The 15,869-nt window shown below is 66.2% G+C and carries 20 protein-coding genes; 2 read left to right on the top strand and 18 right to left on the bottom strand.

Annotation, left to right across the window (positions count from 1 at the left end; genetic code table 11):
• Position 1 precedes the first annotated feature (1 nt).
• From ccmE to ccmA, 5 genes are read right to left on the bottom strand one after another with little or no spacing between them, the layout of a single operon-like run.
• Positions 2–457: a cytochrome c maturation protein CcmE gene (gene ccmE / locus AAG092_RS01050; RefSeq protein ID WP_373388138.1), complete on the bottom strand. Its 456-nt coding sequence runs from the start codon at positions 455–457 to the stop codon at positions 2–4.
• Positions 454–630 carry a heme exporter protein CcmD gene (gene ccmD / locus AAG092_RS01045; protein WP_373388136.1) on the bottom strand — a complete coding sequence of 59 codons (177 nt, stop codon included), beginning with the start codon at positions 628–630 and terminating at the stop codon, positions 454–456. The genes ccmE and ccmD overlap by 4 nt, the downstream gene beginning before the upstream one ends.
• The gene (locus tag AAG092_RS01040; RefSeq protein WP_373388135.1) at positions 627–1,382 is read right to left on the bottom strand and encodes a heme ABC transporter permease; all 756 of its coding nucleotides are present in this window, start codon (positions 1,380–1,382) and stop codon (positions 627–629) included. Before AAG092_RS01040 ends, ccmD begins: the two co-directional genes overlap by 4 nt.
• An 18-nt stretch (positions 1,383–1,400) precedes the next feature.
• Positions 1,401–2,072: a heme exporter protein CcmB gene (gene ccmB / locus AAG092_RS01035; RefSeq protein WP_110683743.1), complete on the bottom strand. Its 672-nt coding sequence runs from the start codon at positions 2,070–2,072 to the stop codon at positions 1,401–1,403.
• Entirely contained in the window at positions 2,069–2,704 is a 636-nt protein-coding gene (gene ccmA / locus AAG092_RS01030; protein WP_373388134.1) for a cytochrome c biogenesis heme-transporting ATPase CcmA, read from the bottom strand. Before ccmA ends, ccmB begins: the two co-directional genes overlap by 4 nt.
• Before the next feature lie 149 nt (positions 2,705–2,853).
• Here ccmA and AAG092_RS01025 point away from each other — a divergent pair, with 149 nt between their 5' ends.
• Both AAG092_RS01025 and AAG092_RS01020 read left to right on the top strand, forming a co-directional pair.
• Complete coding sequence (locus tag AAG092_RS01025) at positions 2,854–4,401, top strand: flagellar hook-length control protein FliK (protein ID WP_373388133.1); 1,548 nt, start codon at positions 2,854–2,856, stop codon at positions 4,399–4,401.
• The gene (locus AAG092_RS01020; RefSeq protein ID WP_373388132.1) at positions 4,398–4,748 is read left to right on the top strand and encodes an EscU/YscU/HrcU family type III secretion system export apparatus switch protein; all 351 of its coding nucleotides are present in this window, start codon (positions 4,398–4,400) and stop codon (positions 4,746–4,748) included. Before AAG092_RS01025 ends, AAG092_RS01020 begins: the two co-directional genes overlap by 4 nt.
• Here AAG092_RS01020 and AAG092_RS01015 read toward each other — a convergent pair.
• From AAG092_RS01015 to fleN, 13 genes are all read right to left on the bottom strand, one after another.
• Positions 4,708–5,169, bottom strand: a complete 462-nt coding sequence (locus AAG092_RS01015; RefSeq protein ID WP_110683739.1) for a rhodanese-like domain-containing protein — start codon at positions 5,167–5,169, stop codon at positions 4,708–4,710. The genes AAG092_RS01020 and AAG092_RS01015 overlap by 41 nt on opposite strands.
• Positions 5,170–5,285: 116 nt before the next feature.
• On the bottom strand, positions 5,286–5,690 hold the full coding sequence (locus AAG092_RS01010) for a DUF2802 domain-containing protein (RefSeq protein ID WP_110683738.1): 405 nt from the start codon (positions 5,688–5,690) through the stop codon (positions 5,286–5,288).
• Between the two features lie 3 nt (positions 5,691–5,693).
• A complete protein-coding gene (locus AAG092_RS01005) occupies positions 5,694–6,173 on the bottom strand; it encodes a chemotaxis protein CheW (protein WP_110683737.1) in 480 nt (159 codons plus the stop codon).
• An 83-nt stretch (positions 6,174–6,256) separates the two neighbouring features.
• A complete protein-coding gene (locus AAG092_RS01000; protein ID WP_373388131.1) occupies positions 6,257–7,075 on the bottom strand; it encodes a CheW domain-containing protein in 819 nt (272 codons plus the stop codon).
• 86 nt (positions 7,076–7,161) lie between these two features.
• Entirely contained in the window at positions 7,162–7,950 is a 789-nt protein-coding gene (locus AAG092_RS00995; RefSeq protein WP_373388130.1) for a ParA family protein, read from the bottom strand.
• A gap of 51 nt (positions 7,951–8,001) precedes the next feature.
• Complete coding sequence (gene motD / locus AAG092_RS00990; protein ID WP_373388129.1) at positions 8,002–8,883, bottom strand: flagellar motor protein MotD; 882 nt, start codon at positions 8,881–8,883, stop codon at positions 8,002–8,004.
• Positions 8,884–8,896: 13 nt separating this feature from the next.
• On the bottom strand, positions 8,897–9,637 hold the full coding sequence (locus tag AAG092_RS00985; protein ID WP_373388128.1) for a flagellar motor protein: 741 nt from the start codon (positions 9,635–9,637) through the stop codon (positions 8,897–8,899).
• On the bottom strand, positions 9,637–10,755 hold the full coding sequence (locus AAG092_RS00980; RefSeq protein WP_373388127.1) for a chemotaxis response regulator protein-glutamate methylesterase: 1,119 nt from the start codon (positions 10,753–10,755) through the stop codon (positions 9,637–9,639). The genes AAG092_RS00985 and AAG092_RS00980 overlap by 1 nt, the downstream gene beginning before the upstream one ends.
• A 39-nt stretch (positions 10,756–10,794) precedes the next feature.
• Complete coding sequence (locus tag AAG092_RS00975; RefSeq protein ID WP_373388126.1) at positions 10,795–12,996, bottom strand: chemotaxis protein CheA; 2,202 nt, start codon at positions 12,994–12,996, stop codon at positions 10,795–10,797.
• A gap of 29 nt (positions 12,997–13,025) precedes the next feature.
• Positions 13,026–13,814 (bottom strand): protein phosphatase CheZ, encoded by a 789-nt coding sequence (locus AAG092_RS00970; RefSeq protein ID WP_110683730.1) that lies wholly within the window; start codon positions 13,812–13,814, stop codon positions 13,026–13,028.
• Positions 13,815–13,833: 19 nt separating this feature from the next.
• Positions 13,834–14,208 (bottom strand): chemotaxis response regulator CheY, encoded by a 375-nt coding sequence (locus AAG092_RS00965; RefSeq protein WP_181418812.1) that lies wholly within the window; start codon positions 14,206–14,208, stop codon positions 13,834–13,836.
• An 82-nt stretch (positions 14,209–14,290) separates the two neighbouring features.
• Positions 14,291–15,034 (bottom strand): RNA polymerase sigma factor FliA, encoded by a 744-nt coding sequence (gene fliA / locus AAG092_RS00960; protein ID WP_110683728.1) that lies wholly within the window; start codon positions 15,032–15,034, stop codon positions 14,291–14,293.
• The gene (gene fleN / locus AAG092_RS00955) at positions 15,031–15,864 is read right to left on the bottom strand and encodes a flagellar synthesis regulator FleN (protein WP_110683727.1); all 834 of its coding nucleotides are present in this window, start codon (positions 15,862–15,864) and stop codon (positions 15,031–15,033) included. The genes fliA and fleN overlap by 4 nt, the downstream gene beginning before the upstream one ends.
• Between the last annotated feature and the right edge of the window lie 5 nt (positions 15,865–15,869).

Here is a 15,869-nt window from a genome sequence, read left to right as displayed (position 1 = left end):
GTCATGGCTTGACCTCGGCGTCGGCCGGCAGCTTACCGCTCTCCTTGAGCGCCTTGGTCACTTCCGGCGGCATGTAGTTCTCGTCGTGCTTGGCCAGCACCTCGTCGGCCACCAGAACGCCGTCCGCGCCCAGCTTGCCGAGGGCGACTATGCCCTGTTCCTCGCGGAACAGGTCCGGCAGGATGCCGCGGTAGCGGATGGTCACATTCTTGGCGAAGTCGGTGACCACGAACTCGACGTCCAACGAGTCGGCGGAACGCTTGACCGAGCCCTTGGCCACCATGCCGCCGGCGCGGATGCGGGTGTCTTGGGGCGCCTCGCCATTGGCGATCTGGGTCGGGGTGTAGAACAGGTTGATGTTCTCCTGCAGCGCCGTCAGCGCCAGGGCGACGGCGGCGGAGACGCCAACCAGGATGGCCAGAACGATATACAGGCGTTTCTTGCGGACCGCGTTCACTGTTGCTTCTCCCGGCGCAAACGGCGCGCCTCGTCTTGCAGATAACGCCGGCGCGCGAGGATCGGCAGCGCGACGTTGATGGCCAGCACCGCCAGGCTGATGGCGTAGGCCGACCACACGTAGGGGCCATGGTTGCCCATGGCGAGGAATTCGCCGAAGGATTCGAAACTCATGCCCTGCCCTCCACCAGCCTTGCCACTTCGGCACGCACCCAGCTGCTGCGGGCCTCGCGCTTGAGCACCTCGGTGCGCATGCGATAGAGCAGCACGGCGCCGAGGAAGCAGTAGAAGCCGAGCACGCAGAGCAGCAGCGGCAGCCACATCTCCATGCTCATGCTGGCCTTGCCGGTGACCTTGAAGGTGGCCGGCTGGTGCAGGGTGTTCCACCACTCCACCGACTTCTGGATGATCGGGATATTCACCGCGCCGACCAGCGCCAGTACGGCGCAGGCCTTGGCCGCGCTGTCACGATTGGAGATGGCGTTGCCCAGGGCGATGATGCCGAAATAGAGGAACAGCAGGATCAGCATCGAGGTCAGGCGCGCGTCCCACACCCAGTAGGTGCCCCAGGTCGGCTTGCCCCAGATGGCCCCGGTGACCAGCGCCAGGAAGCACAGCCAGGCGCCGATCGGCGCGGCCTGCTGCAGGGCGACGTCGGCCAGCTTCATCTTCCACACCAGGCCGACCAGGCCGGCCACCGCCATCAACAGGTAGCAGGACTGGGCGAGGAAGGCCGCCGGTACGTGGATGTAGATGATCCGGTAGCTGTTGCCCTGGTACTTCTCCGGTGGCGCGAAGGCCAGGCCCCAGGCGATGCCGACCACCAGCAGCAGAACGGCGGCGGCGGCCAGCCACGGCAGCCAGCGGCCGCTACGTTCGTAGAACCACTTGGGCGAACCCCATTGATGGAACCAAGTCCACTTCATCTTCACGCCAACTCTTGGTTATTCGCCGACGCTGATCTTCAGCCCGGCGCCGATTGCAAAGGGTGTCAGGGTGACCGCCAGGGCGGTCAGGCTGGCCAGCCACAACAGGTGGCCGGTCGCCGGCAATCCTTGCAGAGCCGCCTGCAGCGCCCCGCTTCCGAGGATCAGCACCGGGATATACAGCGGCAGTATCAGCAGGGCCAGCAGCAGGCCACCGCGTTTGAGACCGACAGTCAGCGCCGCGCCCACTGCGCCGAGCAGGCTCAGCACCGGGGTGCCGAGCAGCAGCGACAGCAGCAGTACCGGCAGGCAGCGCCCCGGCAAGCCGAGCATCAAGGCCAGCAGCGGCGCCAGCAGCACCAACGCCAGCCCCGAGAACAGCCAGTGTGCCAGCACCTTGGCCAGCACCAGAAGGGGCAGCGGGTGCGACGAAAGGACCCACTGCTCCAGCGAGCCATCCTCGAAATCGCTGCGGAACAGCCCGTCCAGCGAGAGCAGCACGGCCAGCAGCGCCGCAACCCAGATCAGCCCGGGCGACAAGGTCTGTAACAGATTGGTCTCCGGGCCGACCGCCAGCGGGAACAGGGCGATGACGATGGCGAAGAACACCAGCGGGTTGGCCAGCTCGGCCGGGCGGCGGAACAGCAGGCGCGACTCGCGGGCCAGCAGCAGGAGGAAGACGTTGTTCATACGCTGCGCTGCCCCAGGTCGAGTACCCGATAACCAGAGGGGGTCTGCTGCAGGCTGTGGTGGGTGGTCAGCACCACCAGGCCACCCTGCTCGCAATGCGCCGCCAGATGGGCCTCCAGCTGCACCACGCCCTGCTTATCGAGGGCGGTGAAGGGTTCGTCGAGAATCCACAGCGGCGGCGCGCCCAGGTACAGCCGGGCCAGAGCCACGCGGCGCTGCTGACCGGCAGACAGGGTGTGACAGGGCACATCCTCGAAGCCGCGCAGGCCCACCGCCTCCAGCGCCTGCCAGATCGCCTCGCGGGTGGCCGGCTGATGCAGGGCGCAGAGCCAGGCCAGGTTTTCCTCGGCGGTGAGCAGGCCCTTGATCCCGGCGGCGTGGCCGATCCACAGCAGGCTACGGCCCAGTTCGCCATGCTGGCGGGCCAGCGGCTTGCCGTTCAGCAGCACGTCGCCAGCGGTCGGCTGCATCAGCCCGGCGAGCAGGCGCAGCAGGCTGGTCTTGCCGCTGCCGTTGGGCCCGGCCACCTGCAGCAGGGTGCCACCGGCGAGGTCCAGTTCCAGGCCGTCGAAGAGCAGGCGCCAGTCCCGCTCGCAGGCGAGGGCAACGGCTTGGAGTCGTGGACTGGTCACTGCATGGCGTCCCGCAGGGGTTCAAGTCGGAGGGGGGCTGGCCGCTATACTGTGGCAAGTTGACCGCATAGCCAGCCCGAACGGGACGGCATTATACATGCCGGGCTTCGCCCTCCGAAGCCGGCTTTTTGACAGGGTGTAACCCGGCCATGGCAGAAATCAGCAGTCCTCGCCCGCTCCCCGCGACGCCAGCGGCCGTTCGCCCCGCCCAAGTCAGCGCCGCCGACCTGGCGGTGAAGCTACTGCAGCCCCTGGAAGGCCTGCTGGCCGCCGGCGAAACCGCCAAGGCCGAGGTGCTGGCCGCCAAGGAAACCGCGCAAAGCTTCCAACTGCTACTCAAGCTGACGCTGGATAGCGGCAAGCAGGCCACCCTGCAGGCCAGCAGCCCACGGCCACTGGCCCAGGGCACCGCGCTGGCCGTCACCGCGCTGTCGGAAACACGCCTGGCGCTGGCCCTGCAGGGCGGCGACAGCAAGCTGCTGACCAGTCTGGACCTGGAGCAGCTGCCGGTCGGCACCTTGCTGCAGGGCAAGGTCGAGGCCCGTGAGCAGCTCGCCCAGCTCAAGGCCCAGCAGGTCCTGTACCGGGTAGTGGTCAACCTGCTCAACACGCCACTGGCCGGCAGCAAGCTGAGCGTCGAGACGCCATTGCCGCTGCCGCTGGGCAGCCTGCTCACCGCCCAGGTACAAGGCAGCCAGAGCCTCGGATTCCTGCCCCTGAGCGGCCGCCTGGACCAACTGGTGCTGGGCCAACAACTGGCGGCCCAGCAAGGTCGCCAGGGCTCGCTGGAGGGCCTGTTCAAGGGCCTACAGGGCATGGCCCGGCAGGATGGCCTGCCGACCGAACTGCGCGCCAGCATCGACAAGCTGCTCGGCCTGCTGCCCGACGGCAAGCAGCTGGGTAGCGCCGACGGCCTGGCCAAGGCCATGGAGCAGAGCGGCGTGTTCCTCGAAGCCAAGCTGCTCGGCGGCCAGACCCAGCAGCTGCCGCAGGATCTCAAGGCCAACCTGCTGCGCCTGGTCGCCCAGCTGCTGCCCAGCCTGCCTGGCAGTGCTGCCCTACCCTCGGCCAACGCCGGCAATGCCCTGGCGCAGGCCCTGCCCAGCTTCCTCCGCAATGCCCTGGGCGCACTCGGCCAGGCCAGCCTGCGGCAGCAGGCCATGAGCTTCCCCCTGCCCTCGCGCCTGCTGCAGTCAATGGACGAAGAGGCCGACCTGGAAACCCTGCTCAAGCTGGCCGCGGCCGCCGTGTCGCGCCTGCAGACCCACCAGCTGTCGAGCCTGGCGCAGACCCAGGTGACCCCGGAAGGCAACCTGCTGACCACCTGGCAGCTGGAGCTGCCGATGCGCAACCAGCAGGACGTGGTACCCCTGCAGGTCAAGCTGCAGCGCGAGGAGTCCGGCGCGCAGGGCGGCAAGGAGCAGAAGGAAACCCTGTGGCGCATCGAGCTGGCTTTCGACCTCGATCCCCTGGGGCCGCTGCAGGTGCAGGCACAGCTGCTGCGCGGCAGCCTGTCCAGCCAGCTGTGGGCCGAGCGTGCCGACACCGCGCAGCTGATCGACCGCGAACTGGACAACCTGCGCCAGCGCCTGCAGGGCGCTGGCCTGGAGGTCGGCGAGCTGAGCTGTCGCCAGGGCATGCCGCCACAAGGGCCGAAGACTCATCTGGAACAGCGCTGGGTGGACGAGACCGCATGAAGCACAAAGCACCACGCCAGGCCATCGCCCTCTCCTACGACGGCGCCAGCGCCCCCAGCCTGACCGCCAAGGGCGACGATGAACTGGCGGAAGCCATCCTGGCCATCGCCCGCGAGTACGAGGTGCCGATCTACGAGAATGCCGAGCTGGTGCGCCTGCTGGCTCGCCTGGAACTGGGCGATGCGATCCCCGAGCCGCTGTACCGCAGCATCGCCGAGATCATCGCCTTCGCCTGGTACCTGAAGGGCAAGCGCCCGGACGGTTTCGTCGAGAATCCGGCGGAGCGCGACGTCACGCCAGACCGGGTCAGTCCGGCCCCGCCGCTGTTGGCGGCGCCCCGGGAATGAAGGCGATCAGCTCACCCGCGCTGCCCTTGCCCTGGGGAAAGTCCAGCAACTGCCAGGCGAAGTAGCCGGAGCGGAAGTAGTACACCTGCTGATAGCCCCAGCCCACGGCGCGGCGCGCGGCCTCGGCGCCCTGCGGGCAGACCTCACTGTCGCAGTACAGCACCATCGGCATGCCACGCGGCCAGTCAGGCTGGGCCAGGTCGGCGAAACGCCCGTCCAGCGCCATGTGCAGGGCACCATGCACGTGGCCCCAGCTCCACTCGCGGGCCGGCCGTACATCGATGAACAGCACGCCGAGCTCGTAGAGCTGGCGCGCCTGCGCCGCGTTCACCGTGGTGGCCCCCCTGACTTCCAGCGGCGCCTCGCTGGCCTCCAGATTCGGCACGACCAGGCACAACAGCAACATCAGTGCAAAACGCATAGTGGACCTCCTCGGAAGCCGGCCCCATGCATTCAGCTTAGGTAGAGGGGTGCGCCGCGCTTGGAATCAATAGCGCGGGCCACCGGAAAGGTAAGAACGGAAGGGAGTAAGGCAGCTCAGCCGCGCTGCTTCTGCGCCTGGTGCAAGCGACTGACCAGCTCGGCCTCGGCCTGGCTGAGGCCGCAGGAGTGGGTCAGGTCGTCGACGCTGGCGCCCATCCCCACCAGGCGCGCGGCCTGGGTGAAGGACAGGCTGGAGGGATCGCGCTGCTCCATCTGGCTGAGCTTGTCTGGCAGCGGTGCGACGATGCGGCGCAGCTCGTGCAGCTCCTCGCCCATGCGGATGCTGCCGGTCAGGTAGGCATCCAGGCGCCGGCTCACCTCCTTGAGCCGCTGATCGCGGAGGGCGTCACGCTCCTTCTGCAGCTCGGCCTGCTGGCGCAGCTTCAGCGACAGCTGGTAGCAGAAGCCTGCGAGCAGCACGCAGAACAGGCCGAGCACGGCCACCGCGATCTCCAACATGGGTCAGATGCTCTCCAGCTCAGACCACTCTTCCTCGGACATCATCTTGTCCAGCTCGACCAGGATGAGCAGTTCGCCGTTCTTGTTGCACACGCCCTGGATGAACTTGGCCGACTCCTCGTTGCCCACGTTCGGCGCGGTCTCGACCTCGGACTGGCGCAGGTAGACCACCTCGGCGACGCTGTCGACCAGGATGCCCACCACCTGCTTGTCCGCCTCGATGATGACGATGCGGGTGTTGTCGGTCACGGGCGCCGGCGACAGGCCGAAGCGCTGGCGGGTATCGATCACCGTGACCACGTTGCCGCGCAGGTTGATGATGCCCAGCACATAGGCCGGCGCGCCCGGAACCGGGGCGATCTCGGTGTAGCGCAGGACTTCCTGCACCTGCATCACGTTGATGCCGTAGGTCTCGTTATCCAGGCGGAAGGTTACCCACTGCAGGATAGGATCTTCGGAACCTTGCGCTGACGTTTTCTTCATGTCCCTAGCCTCGGTCTGATTGCCGCCCTTGGCGGCGTTCGCGGGTGAGCCCGCTTGTCATTAACTATAGAGCGCCGGCCGCTTCAGTGCGGGCGGGCCGCCCCGTTGCGCGTGGCGCCACTGGCGATCAGCTCGGCCAGGGCCGAGACGTCCAGCAGCGCACACATGTGTTCGATCACCGTACCGGCCAGCCAGGGGCGTTGCGAGCGCTGGCTGCGCCACTTGATCTCGCTCGGCTGCAGGCGGATCGAGCGGCTGACCTGGTGCACCGCCAGGCCCCATTCGTAGCCCTCGACGGAGATCACGTACTGCAGGCCCTCGCGGAAATCATCGCGGTAGCGCTCGGGCATCACCCAGCGCGCGGTATCCAGTACCTTCAGGTTGCCGGCCTGGCACGGCAGTATGCCGAGGAACCAGTCCGGCTGGCCGAACAGCGGGGTCAGCTCGGCGCCCGCCAGCGGGTAGATGCTGCCCAGGCACACCAGCGGTACCGCAAGGGTCAGGCCGGCGACGTCGAACAGCAGGCACTCGAACGGCTCCTCGGCCCAGCTCGGCCGGCCGTCGAAACTGACTGCGGCAGCCGGAAGCTCCGCCTGCACCACAGTAGGCTGCGGCTCGACAACCTGGACCACCGGTGCGGCGGGTTCCTGCACCACCGGCATGGGCAGCTCGATGGTCGGCAGCACCGCGGGCCTGGCCTCGGCCAGCGCCAGGGGGCGGGCCAGGACCGGGCGCGGCTCGTCGCGGCGCGCGTCGCGCACCTGCTCCTCGAGCACCGCAGCCTCGAATTCATCGATGTCGACGCTCTGTTCCAGCTCGGCAGCCGCCTCCTGCAGCAGGGCGTCCAGATAGGACTGCAGGGCCTGCTGGGAGCGGGTGGCGGGGACGGCGGTGCGACTCATAGGGCGTTCCACGAAAGAGGTCTGTACAGCCTATCGGCAGGTCTGGGCGCTGACTTGAACAGGTTTGTTGAGCATAGCCGGCTCCCTCAGGCTACCTGAGCGGCCGGCTGGCCGGCCAGCAAATGCTTGAGCAGCGCACGATAGGCGATCACGCCACGGCTGTTGCCGTCGAACTGCGAGGGCGTGAGCCCGGCGCGGCTGGCATCGCGCAGGCGGGTGTCGACCGGGATGTAGGCCTGCCACAGGTGCTCGGGATAGGCGTTGCGCAACACCCGCAGGGTGTTCAGCGAGGCCTGGGTGCGGCGGTCGAACAGGGTCGGCACTATGGTGTAGGGCAAGGCCTGCTTGCGCGAGCGGTTGACCATGTTGAGGGTGTTGACCATACGTTCCAGGCCCTTCACGGCGAGAAACTCGGTCTGTACCGGAATCACCAGCTGCTGGCTGGCGGCCAGGGCATTGACCATCAGCACGCCGAGCAACGGCGGACTGTCGATGATGGCATGATCGAACTTGTCCCACAGCTGCGCCAGGCTTTTGGCGATGACCAGCCCCAGACCGCTCTGCCCCGGCGACTGGCGCTCCAGGGTGGCCAGCGCGGTGCTGGACGGCAGCAAGGCAATGCTCTCGTGGCTGGTCGGCAGCAGCAGACTGGCCGGCAGGTCCCGCGGCACATTGCCCTGGTGCAGGAACAGGTCGTAGTTGCTGTGCTCCAGGGTATCCGGATCGTGGCCGAAATAGCTGGTCATCGACCCATGCGGATCGAGGTCGACCACCACCACGCGCTTGCCGGCATCGGCCAGCAGGCCCGCCAGGGCGATGGACGTGGTGGTCTTGCCGACCCCACCTTTTTGATTGGCTACTGCCCAGACTTTCATCGTCATCGTCCTCCCGGCGCGGTCATGCCTTACCGAGAACTGATAGGCGCCTCATGGCGCAGGCGTCGAAATATTGGCGGGACCGGTCACCGGCGCCGCCACTGGAGCTGGCGGTGCAGATTGCGTGCCAGCCCGCTGCAGTGCGGGGTCCGCCTGGGCCTTGGCACTGCCGACCCCGCTGATACTGCGCCGAACATCGAGATTGCGCGAGATCACCAGCACCACCCGGCGGTTGCGCGAGCGCCCCTCCTCGGTGGCATTGTCGGCCACCGGCTGGAACTCGCCATAGCCGACCGCCGCCAGACGCCCCGGGTTGACCCCGTCCATCGCCAGCATCCGCACTATGCTGGCCGCCCGCGCGGTGGACAGCTCCCAGTTGCTGGGGAACTGCGCGGTATTGATCGGCAGGTTATCGGTGAAGCCCTCCACGTGGATCGGGTTCTCGTAGGGCGCGAGGATCTTCGCCACCTTCTCGATCAAAGTGAAGGCCGTCTCGTTGGGCACCGCGTCGCCGCTGGGGAACAGCAGACTGGAATTCAGTTCGATCTCCACCCACAGCTCATTGCCGCGCACGGTCAGCTGCTCGGAGGCGATCAGATCGCCGAAGGCATCGCGCATGCTGGAGGCGATCTCCTGCAGTGGGTCGCTCGGCTCCTCGCTGGCGCTGCCGTTGGGATTGTCCTCGATCATCGAGCGGTCGGGCTCGGTGGTGCGCGGCTTCTCGTCGCCGATGGGAATCGGCTTGATCGCCCGCTCCGGCTCGCTGAACACCCCGACCAGGCTCTCCGACAGCACCTTGTACTTGCCTTCGTTGATCGAGGAGATCGAGTACATCACCACGAAGAAAGCGAACAGCAGGGTGATGAAGTCCGCGTAGGACACCAGCCAGCGTTCGTGATTCTCGTGCTCTTCGTGATTGCGCCGCCGGGCCATGCGCCCTACCCCGTCAGTCCATGAAGCCTTGCAGCTTCAGCTCGATGGAACGGGGGTTCTCACCCTCGGCGATGGACAGGATGCCTTCCAGCAGCATCTCGCGATAACGCGACTGACGCATGGCAATGGCCTTGAGCTTGTTGCCCACCGGCAGCAGCAGCAGGTTGGCGAAGGCGACGCCGTAGATGGTGGCGACGAAGGCTACGGCGATACCGCTGCCGAGCTTGCTCGGGTCGGCCAGGTTGCCCATCACATGGATCAGGCCCATCACCGCACCGATGATACCGATGGTCGGTGCATAGCCGCCCATGCTCTCGTAGACCTTGGCCGCCTGAATGTCACGGGCCTCCTGGGTATACAGGTCGACTTCGAGGATGCTGCGGATGGCCTCCGGCTCGGCACCGTCCACCAGCAGCTGCAGGCCCTTGCGCGCATAGGGGTCGGTCTCGATGTCGGCCACCGACTCGAGGCCCAGCAGGCCCTCCTTGCGCGCGGTCATGCTCCAGGCCACCACGCTGTTGATGCCACCGGCCAGGTCGATGCGCGGCGGGAAGATGATCCAGCGCAGGATCGCCAGCGCGCGCTTGAAAACCGCCATCGGCGCCTGGATGAAGGCGGCACCCAGGGTACCGCCGATCACGATCAGTGCCGCAGGGCCGTTGACCAACGCGCCAGCATGCCCGCCTTCCAGGTAGTTGCCGCCGATGATGGCGACGAAGGCGAGGATGACGCCGATGAGGCTGAGTACATCCATCAGACGCAGGCCTCGGCCAGGTGCCGGCCGATCTCGTCGAGGCCGTACACGGCGTCGGCCAGGTTGGCCTTGACCACCGCCATGGGCATGCCATAGATCACGCAGCTGGCCTCGTCCTGGGCCCACACCTGGCTGCCGCTCTGCTTGAGCAGGCGCGCACCCTCGCGGCCATCGGCGCCCATGCCGGTGAGCACCACGGCCAGCACCTTGTCGCTGAACGACTTGGCCGCCGAGCCGAAGGTGATGTCGACGCAGGGTTTGTAGTTGAGACGCTCATCACCCGGCAGGATGCGCACCGCACCGCGCGGATCGACCATCATCTGCTTGCCACCGGGCGCCAGCAGGGCCAGGCCAGGACGCAGCACATCGCCATCCTCGGCTTCCTTCACACTGATCCGGCACAGTTTGTCCAGGCGCTCGGCAAAAGCCTTGGTAAAGGCTGCCGGCATGTGCTGGATAAGCACGATGGGCGCCGGAAAATTGGCCGGCAGCTGGGTCAGTACGCGCTGCAGGGCCACCGGGCCACCGGTGGAAGTACCGATGGCCACCAGCTTGTAGGACTTGCGCTTTGGCGCCGCACCCTGAGCCGGAGTCGCCGGTGCCACGCTGGGCCGGCTGGAAGGGGCCGCGGCGGGTGTGGCGCTACTACGCGCTGTTGCCTGGGGCGCGGCAGCCGGCGCCGGGCTGGCCGCGGGACTGCTGAAAGTACTGTAACGCCGGTTGCTGCGGGCGATGGTATGGACTTTCTCGCACAGCAGCGCCTTGACCTTCTCTGGGTTGCGCGAGATGTCCTCGAAGTTCTTCGGCAGGTAGTCCACCGCGCCGGCATCCAGCGCATCGAGGGTGACGCGGGCGCCCTCGTGGGTCAGCGAGGAGAACATCAGTACCGGGGTCGGGCAGCGCTGCATGATGTTCTTGACCGCCGTGATGCCATCCATCATCGGCATCTCGTAGTCCATGGTGATCACGTCCGGCTTCAGCGCCAGTGCCTGATCGATGGCCTCGCGACCGTTGGTGGCGGTACCAACCACCTGAATATCGGGGTCGGCGGAGAGAATCTCCGAGACCCGGCGGCGGAAAAAGCCGGAATCATCCACCACCAGGACCTTGACTGCCATAAACACTCCAGAGGGACTGGCCGAGCCAGCCGCGAACGATCAGATACGACGCGCGTAGCGCTTGAGCATGCTCGGCACGTCGAGAATCAGGGCGATGCGCCCGTCACCGGTAATGGTAGCGCCGGACATGCCCGGGGTGCCCTGCAGCATCTTGCCCAGCGGCTTGATCACCACCTCCTCCTGGCCCACCAGCTGGTCGACCACGAAGCCGATGCGCTGGCTGCCAACGGTGAGGATGACCACATGTCCCTCGCGCTGCTCCTCGTCGACCGCGCCATTGACCAGCCAGCGCTTGAGGTAGAACAGCGGCAGCGCCTTGTCGCGCACGATGACCACTTCCTGGCCGTCCACCACGTTGGTGCGCGACAGGTCGAGGTGGAAGATCTCGTTGACGTTGACCAGCGGGAAGGCGAAGGCCTGGTTGCCCAGCATCACCATCAGGGTCGGCATGATCGCCAGGGTCAGCGGCACCTTGATGACGATCTTCGAGCCCTGGCCCTTGGCCGAGTGCACGTTGATGATGCCGTTGAGCTGGGAAATCTTGGTCTTCACCACATCCATGCCAACACCGCGGCCGGACACGTCGGAAATTTCGGTCTTGGTCGAGAAGCCCGGGGCGAAGATCAGGTTGTAGCACTCGGTCTCGCTCAGGCGATCGGCCGCGTCCTTGTCCAGCAGCCCCTTCTCCACCGCCTTGGCGCGGAGGATCTCCGGGTCCATGCCCTTGCCGTCGTCGGAGATCGACAACAGGATGTGGTCGCCCTCCTGCTCGGCCGACAGCACCACGCGGCCAGCCCGCGCCTTGCCTGCGGCCTCGCGTTCCTCGGGGCTCTCGATGCCATGGTCGACGGCGTTGCGCACCAGGTGCACCAACGGGTCGGCGAGGGCCTCGACCAGGTTCTTGTCGAGGTCGGTTTCTTCGCCGACCAGCTCCAGGTTGATCTCTTTCTTCAGGTTGCGCGCCAGGTCGCGAACCAGGCGCGGAAAGCGGCCGAAGACCTTCTTGATCGGCTGCATGCGGGTCTTCATGACCGAGGTCTGCAGGTCCGCGGTGACCACATCGAGGTTGGACACGGCCTTAGCCATGGCCTCGTCGCCGCTGTTCAGGCCCAGGCGCACCAGGCGGTTACGCACCAGCACCAGCTCGCCGACCATGTTCATGATCTCGTCCAGGCGTGCGGTATCGACGCGCACCGTGGTTTCCGCCTCGCTGGGGGCGGCGGCCGCAGCGGCAGGAGCCGCGGCGGGTGTCGGCTTGGCGGGCTCGGGCTTGGCTGCGGGTTTGGCAGCCACGGGCTTGGCCGGCTCCACCTTCTTGGCTGCAGGCGCCGGGGTCGCCGCTTTGATTGCAGGCGCCTCTTCCACGGCGCCGGCGAACTTGCCCTTGCCATGCAGCTGGTCGAGCAGCGCCTCGAACTCGTCATCGGTGATCTCGTCGCCACCGCTCGCCGCAACCGGAGCAGCTGGGGCTGCCGCTTTGGCTGCGGGGGCCTCTTCCACGGCGCCGGCGAACTTGCCCTTGCCGTGCAGCTGGTCGAGCAGCGCCTCGAACTCGTCGTCGGTGATCTCGTCAGCAGCGGATGCAGCAGCCGGGGCCGCCGCTTTGGCTACCGGGGCCTCTTCGGCCGCGCCGGCGAACTTGCCCTTGCCGTGCAGCTGGTCGAGCAGCGCCTCGAACTCGTCATCGGTGATCTCGTCGCCACCGCCTGCGGCGGGAGTCTCGGCAGCCGGCTGGTCGCCGATGGCATCGAGCAGCTGCTCGAACTCACTGTCGGTGATATCGCCACCGGGTGCCGCTTCGGCCACCGGCTCGGGCTCAGGCTCAGGCTCGGCAGCCTGCTCGTCGGCGCTCTCCGGTTCGGCCAGGCGTGCCAGCGCGGCCAGCAGCTCGGGAGTGGCCGGGGTCGGCTCGGTGCGTTCGCGCACCTGACTGAACATTTCGTTGACCGCATCCAGCGCCTGCAGGACCACGTCCATCAGCTCGGCAGTGACCCGCCGCTCACCCTTGCGCAGGATGTCGAAGACGTTCTCCGCGATGTGACAGCACTCCACCAGCTCATTGAGCTGGAGGAAGCCGGCGCCACCCTTGACCGTGTGGAAACCACGGAAGATGGCATTGAGCAGGTCCATGTCATCCGGCCGGCTCTCCAGCTCGACCAGTTGCTCGGACAGCAGCTCAAGAATTTCGCCGGCCTCTACCAGGAAGTCCTGGAGGATTTCTTCATCGGCGTCGAAGCTCATCGGTGCGCTCCAAAGGCTCTTCTAGAGCCCTAAAATCCAAGGCTGGACAGCAGGTCGTCGACATCGTCCTGGCTGGACGCGACGTCATCACGCTTATCGGCATGAATCTGCGGACCTTCACCCTTGGAAGGCTCTTTTTGTTGTTCTTGCTCGGCACGCAGCGCCTCCAGGTCATGCTCGATACCGGCGAAGCGGTCGACATGGCTGGCCATCAGCATCAGCTTGAGCAGGTCGCGCTCCACTTCGGTGACCAGCTGGGTCACGCGCTTGATCACCTGCCCGGTGAGATCCTGGAAATCCTGGGCCAAGAGAATGTCGTTGAGGTAGCCGGACAGACGCTGGCTGTCACGCTCGCTGCGAGCGAGGAAGAGTTCGATGCGCTTGGCCAGGTCGCGGAAAGCGTCGGCGCCCATCTCGCGGCGCATGAACTTGCCCCAGTCGGCAGACAGGGCCTGTGCCTCATCGCCCAGGTCGTTGACCAGCGGCGCACTCTGCTCGACCAGGTCCATGGTGCGGTTGGCCGCTTTCTCGGTCATCTGCACCACATAGGACAAGCGCTCGGTGGCGTCGGTGATCTGCGAGATCTCCTGCGCGTGCGGATTGCGCGGGTCGATCTGGAAGTTGACGATCGAGTTGTGCAGTTCGCGGGTGAGCTTGCCGACTTCCTGATACAGGCCGTGGTCGCGCGCCTTGTTGAGCTCGTGGATCAGGCTGACCGCCTCGCCGAAACGGCCCTTCTCCAGGCTCTCGACGAGTTGGGTGGCATGCGCCTTCAGGGTCGATTCGAGTTCGCCCAGGTGTGAATCATCGTGTGCCATAGCGCCCTCGCGGCGATCATCAGCCGTTAACCCGTTCGAAGATCTTCTCGATCTTCTCCTTCAGCACCTGGGCGGTGAACGGCTTGACGACATAGCCATTCACGCCAGCCTGGGCGGCCTCGATGATCTGTTCGCGCTTGGCCTCGGCGGTCACCATCAGCACCGGCAGATTCTTCAGGCGCTCGTCCGCACGCACCGCGCGCAGCAGGTCGATACCGGTCATGCCGGGCATGTTCCAGTCGGTCACCAGGAAGTCGAAACTACCGCTCTGCAGCATGGGCAGGGCCGTATTGCCGTCGTCGGCCTCGGCCGTGTTGGTGAACCCCAGATCACGCAGGAGGTTCTTGATGATCCGTCGCATCGTCGAGAAATCGTCAACGATGAGGATTTTCATGTTCTTGTCCAAGTCGACCTCCGTACAGTCCTAAACGCCACCGGCACCCCGGGACGTCGCAAATCTTGAAACCGGCTCTTCGTCAGCTGGCCCGCCACTCACCCAGACGTGCGCGCAAACGGGCGGCGCACTGGCTGTGCAACTGGCTGACCCGGGACTCGCTGACCCCCAGAACTTCGCCGATTTCCTTCAAATTCAATTCTTCGTCGTAGTACAGCGCCAGCACCAGCCGCTCGCGCTCCGGCAGGTGGGCGATGGCATCGGCCAGCGCCGCCTGGAAACGCTCGTCTTCCAGGCCGTGCAGGGGACCGCTGTGGCTACTGGCATCCTCGAGCAAACCGCCATGCTCGCCGTCCTGCATCAGGTCGTCGAAGCTGAACAGGCGGCTCCCCTGAGTGTCGCCAAGGATGCCGTAGTAATCCTCGAGACTCAATTGGAGTTCGGCCGCAACCTCTTGATCTTTAGCGTCTCGACCGGTTCTGGCCTCGATTGCGCGGATGGCATCGCTGACCATGCGGCTGTTGCGGTGGACCGAGCGCGGTGCCCAGTCACCCTTGCGCACCTCGTCGAGCATGGCGCCACGGATGCGGATGCCGGCGTAGGTCTCGAAGCTGGCGCCCTTGCTGCCATCGTATTTCTTCGAGGCCTCCAGCAGGCCGATCATGCCGGCCTGCATCAGATCGTCGACCTGCACGCTGGCCGGCAGGCGCGCCAGCAGGTGATAGGCGATGCGCTTGACCAGCGGCGCGTATCGCTCGATCAGCTGGTGCTGGGAATCCTGCGCTTGCGCCTTGTTGTACATGCGAAGTCCACTGGCTGCTGTCATACGGCCGTCCCCGCGATCGGCTGCTGCACCAGACGCTCGACGAAGAACTCCAGATGGCCGCGCGGGTTGGCCGGAAGCGGCCAGGTGTCGACTTTCTGGGCAATCGCCTTGAACGCCAGTGCGCATTTCGAGCGCGGGAAGGCTTCGTACACCGCGCGCTGTTTCTGCACGGCCTTGCGGACGGATTCGTCGTAGGGAACGGCGCCCACGTACTGCAAGGCCACATCGAGGAAGCGATCGGTCACCTTGGTCAGTTTAGCAAAGAGGTTGCGCCCTTCCTGCGGGCTGTGGGCCATGTTGGCCAGGACGCGGAAGCGGTTCATGCCGTAATCGCGGTTGAGCAGCTTGATCAGCGCGTAGGCGTCGGTGATCGAGGTCGGCTCGTCGCAGACCACCACCAGCACCTCCTGGGCGGCACGGACGAAGCTGACCACGCCGTCGCCGATGCCGGCGGCGGTGTCGATTACCAGCACATCAAGGTTGTCGCTGATGTCGCTGAAGGCCTGGATCAGGCCGGCATGCTGTACCGGCGACAGCTGCACCATGCTCTGCGTACCGGATGCCGCGGGCACGATGCGGATGCCGCCGGGCCCTTGCAGCAGCACGTCCTTGAGGTCGCACTCGCCGTTTATCACATCGGCCAGGGTGCGCTTGGGCGTCAGGCCGAGCAGTACGTCGACGTTGGCCAGGCCCAGGTCGGCGTCCATCAGCATGACCCGGCGACCGAGGTCGGCCAGCGCCAGCGACAGATTCACCGACACGTTGGTCTTGCCGACGCCGCCCTTGCCGCCAGTGACTGCGATCACCTGTACGGGATGCATACTACCCATGTTCT

It is taken from the genome of Pseudomonas alcaligenes (genome assembly GCF_041729615.1).
GTDB lineage: Bacteria > Pseudomonadota > Gammaproteobacteria > Pseudomonadales > Pseudomonadaceae > Aquipseudomonas > Aquipseudomonas alcaligenes_B.
The sequence above is the reverse complement of the archived record's forward strand: the minus strand, read 5'-3'. Positions and strand labels throughout refer to the sequence as shown.

Bases quoted from the DNA above. Each gene is read 5' to 3' on its own strand.
- AAG092_RS01040 (WP_373388135.1), bottom strand. From the start codon at position 1,382: ATGAAGTGGACTTGGTTCCATCAATGGGGTTCGCCCAAGTGGTTCTAC.
- ccmB (WP_110683743.1), bottom strand. From the start codon at position 2,072: ATGAACAACGTCTTCCTCCTGCTGCTGGCCCGCGAGTCGCGCCTGCTG.
- AAG092_RS00975 (WP_373388126.1), bottom strand. From the start codon at position 12,996: ATGAGCTTCGACGCCGATGAAGAAATCCTCCAGGACTTCCTGGTAGAG.
- AAG092_RS01000 (WP_373388131.1), bottom strand. From the start codon at position 7,075: ATGAGTCGCACCGCCGTCCCCGCCACCCGCTCCCAGCAGGCCCTGCAG.
- fliA (WP_110683728.1), bottom strand. From the start codon at position 15,034: ATGACAGCAGCCAGTGGACTTCGCATGTACAACAAGGCGCAAGCGCAG.
- AAG092_RS00985 (WP_373388128.1), bottom strand. From the start codon at position 9,637: ATGGATGTACTCAGCCTCATCGGCGTCATCCTCGCCTTCGTCGCCATC.
- AAG092_RS00980 (WP_373388127.1), bottom strand. From the start codon at position 10,755: ATGGCAGTCAAGGTCCTGGTGGTGGATGATTCCGGCTTTTTCCGCCGC.
- AAG092_RS01025 (WP_373388133.1), top strand. From the start codon at position 2,854: ATGGCAGAAATCAGCAGTCCTCGCCCGCTCCCCGCGACGCCAGCGGCC.
- AAG092_RS01020 (WP_373388132.1), top strand. From the start codon at position 4,398: ATGAAGCACAAAGCACCACGCCAGGCCATCGCCCTCTCCTACGACGGC.
- motD (WP_373388129.1), bottom strand. From the start codon at position 8,883: ATGGCCCGGCGGCGCAATCACGAAGAGCACGAGAATCACGAACGCTGG.
- AAG092_RS00995 (WP_373388130.1), bottom strand. From the start codon at position 7,950: ATGAAAGTCTGGGCAGTAGCCAATCAAAAAGGTGGGGTCGGCAAGACC.
- ccmD (WP_373388136.1), bottom strand. From the start codon at position 630: ATGAGTTTCGAATCCTTCGGCGAATTCCTCGCCATGGGCAACCATGGC.
- AAG092_RS01010 (WP_110683738.1), bottom strand. From the start codon at position 5,690: ATGTTGGAGATCGCGGTGGCCGTGCTCGGCCTGTTCTGCGTGCTGCTC.
- AAG092_RS01005 (WP_110683737.1), bottom strand. From the start codon at position 6,173: ATGAAGAAAACGTCAGCGCAAGGTTCCGAAGATCCTATCCTGCAGTGG.
- AAG092_RS01015 (WP_110683739.1), bottom strand. From the start codon at position 5,169: ATGCGTTTTGCACTGATGTTGCTGTTGTGCCTGGTCGTGCCGAATCTG.
- AAG092_RS00970 (WP_110683730.1), bottom strand. From the start codon at position 13,814: ATGGCACACGATGATTCACACCTGGGCGAACTCGAATCGACCCTGAAG.
- AAG092_RS00965 (WP_181418812.1), bottom strand. From the start codon at position 14,208: ATGAAAATCCTCATCGTTGACGATTTCTCGACGATGCGACGGATCATC.
- fleN (WP_110683727.1), bottom strand. From the start codon at position 15,864: ATGGGTAGTATGCATCCCGTACAGGTGATCGCAGTCACTGGCGGCAAG.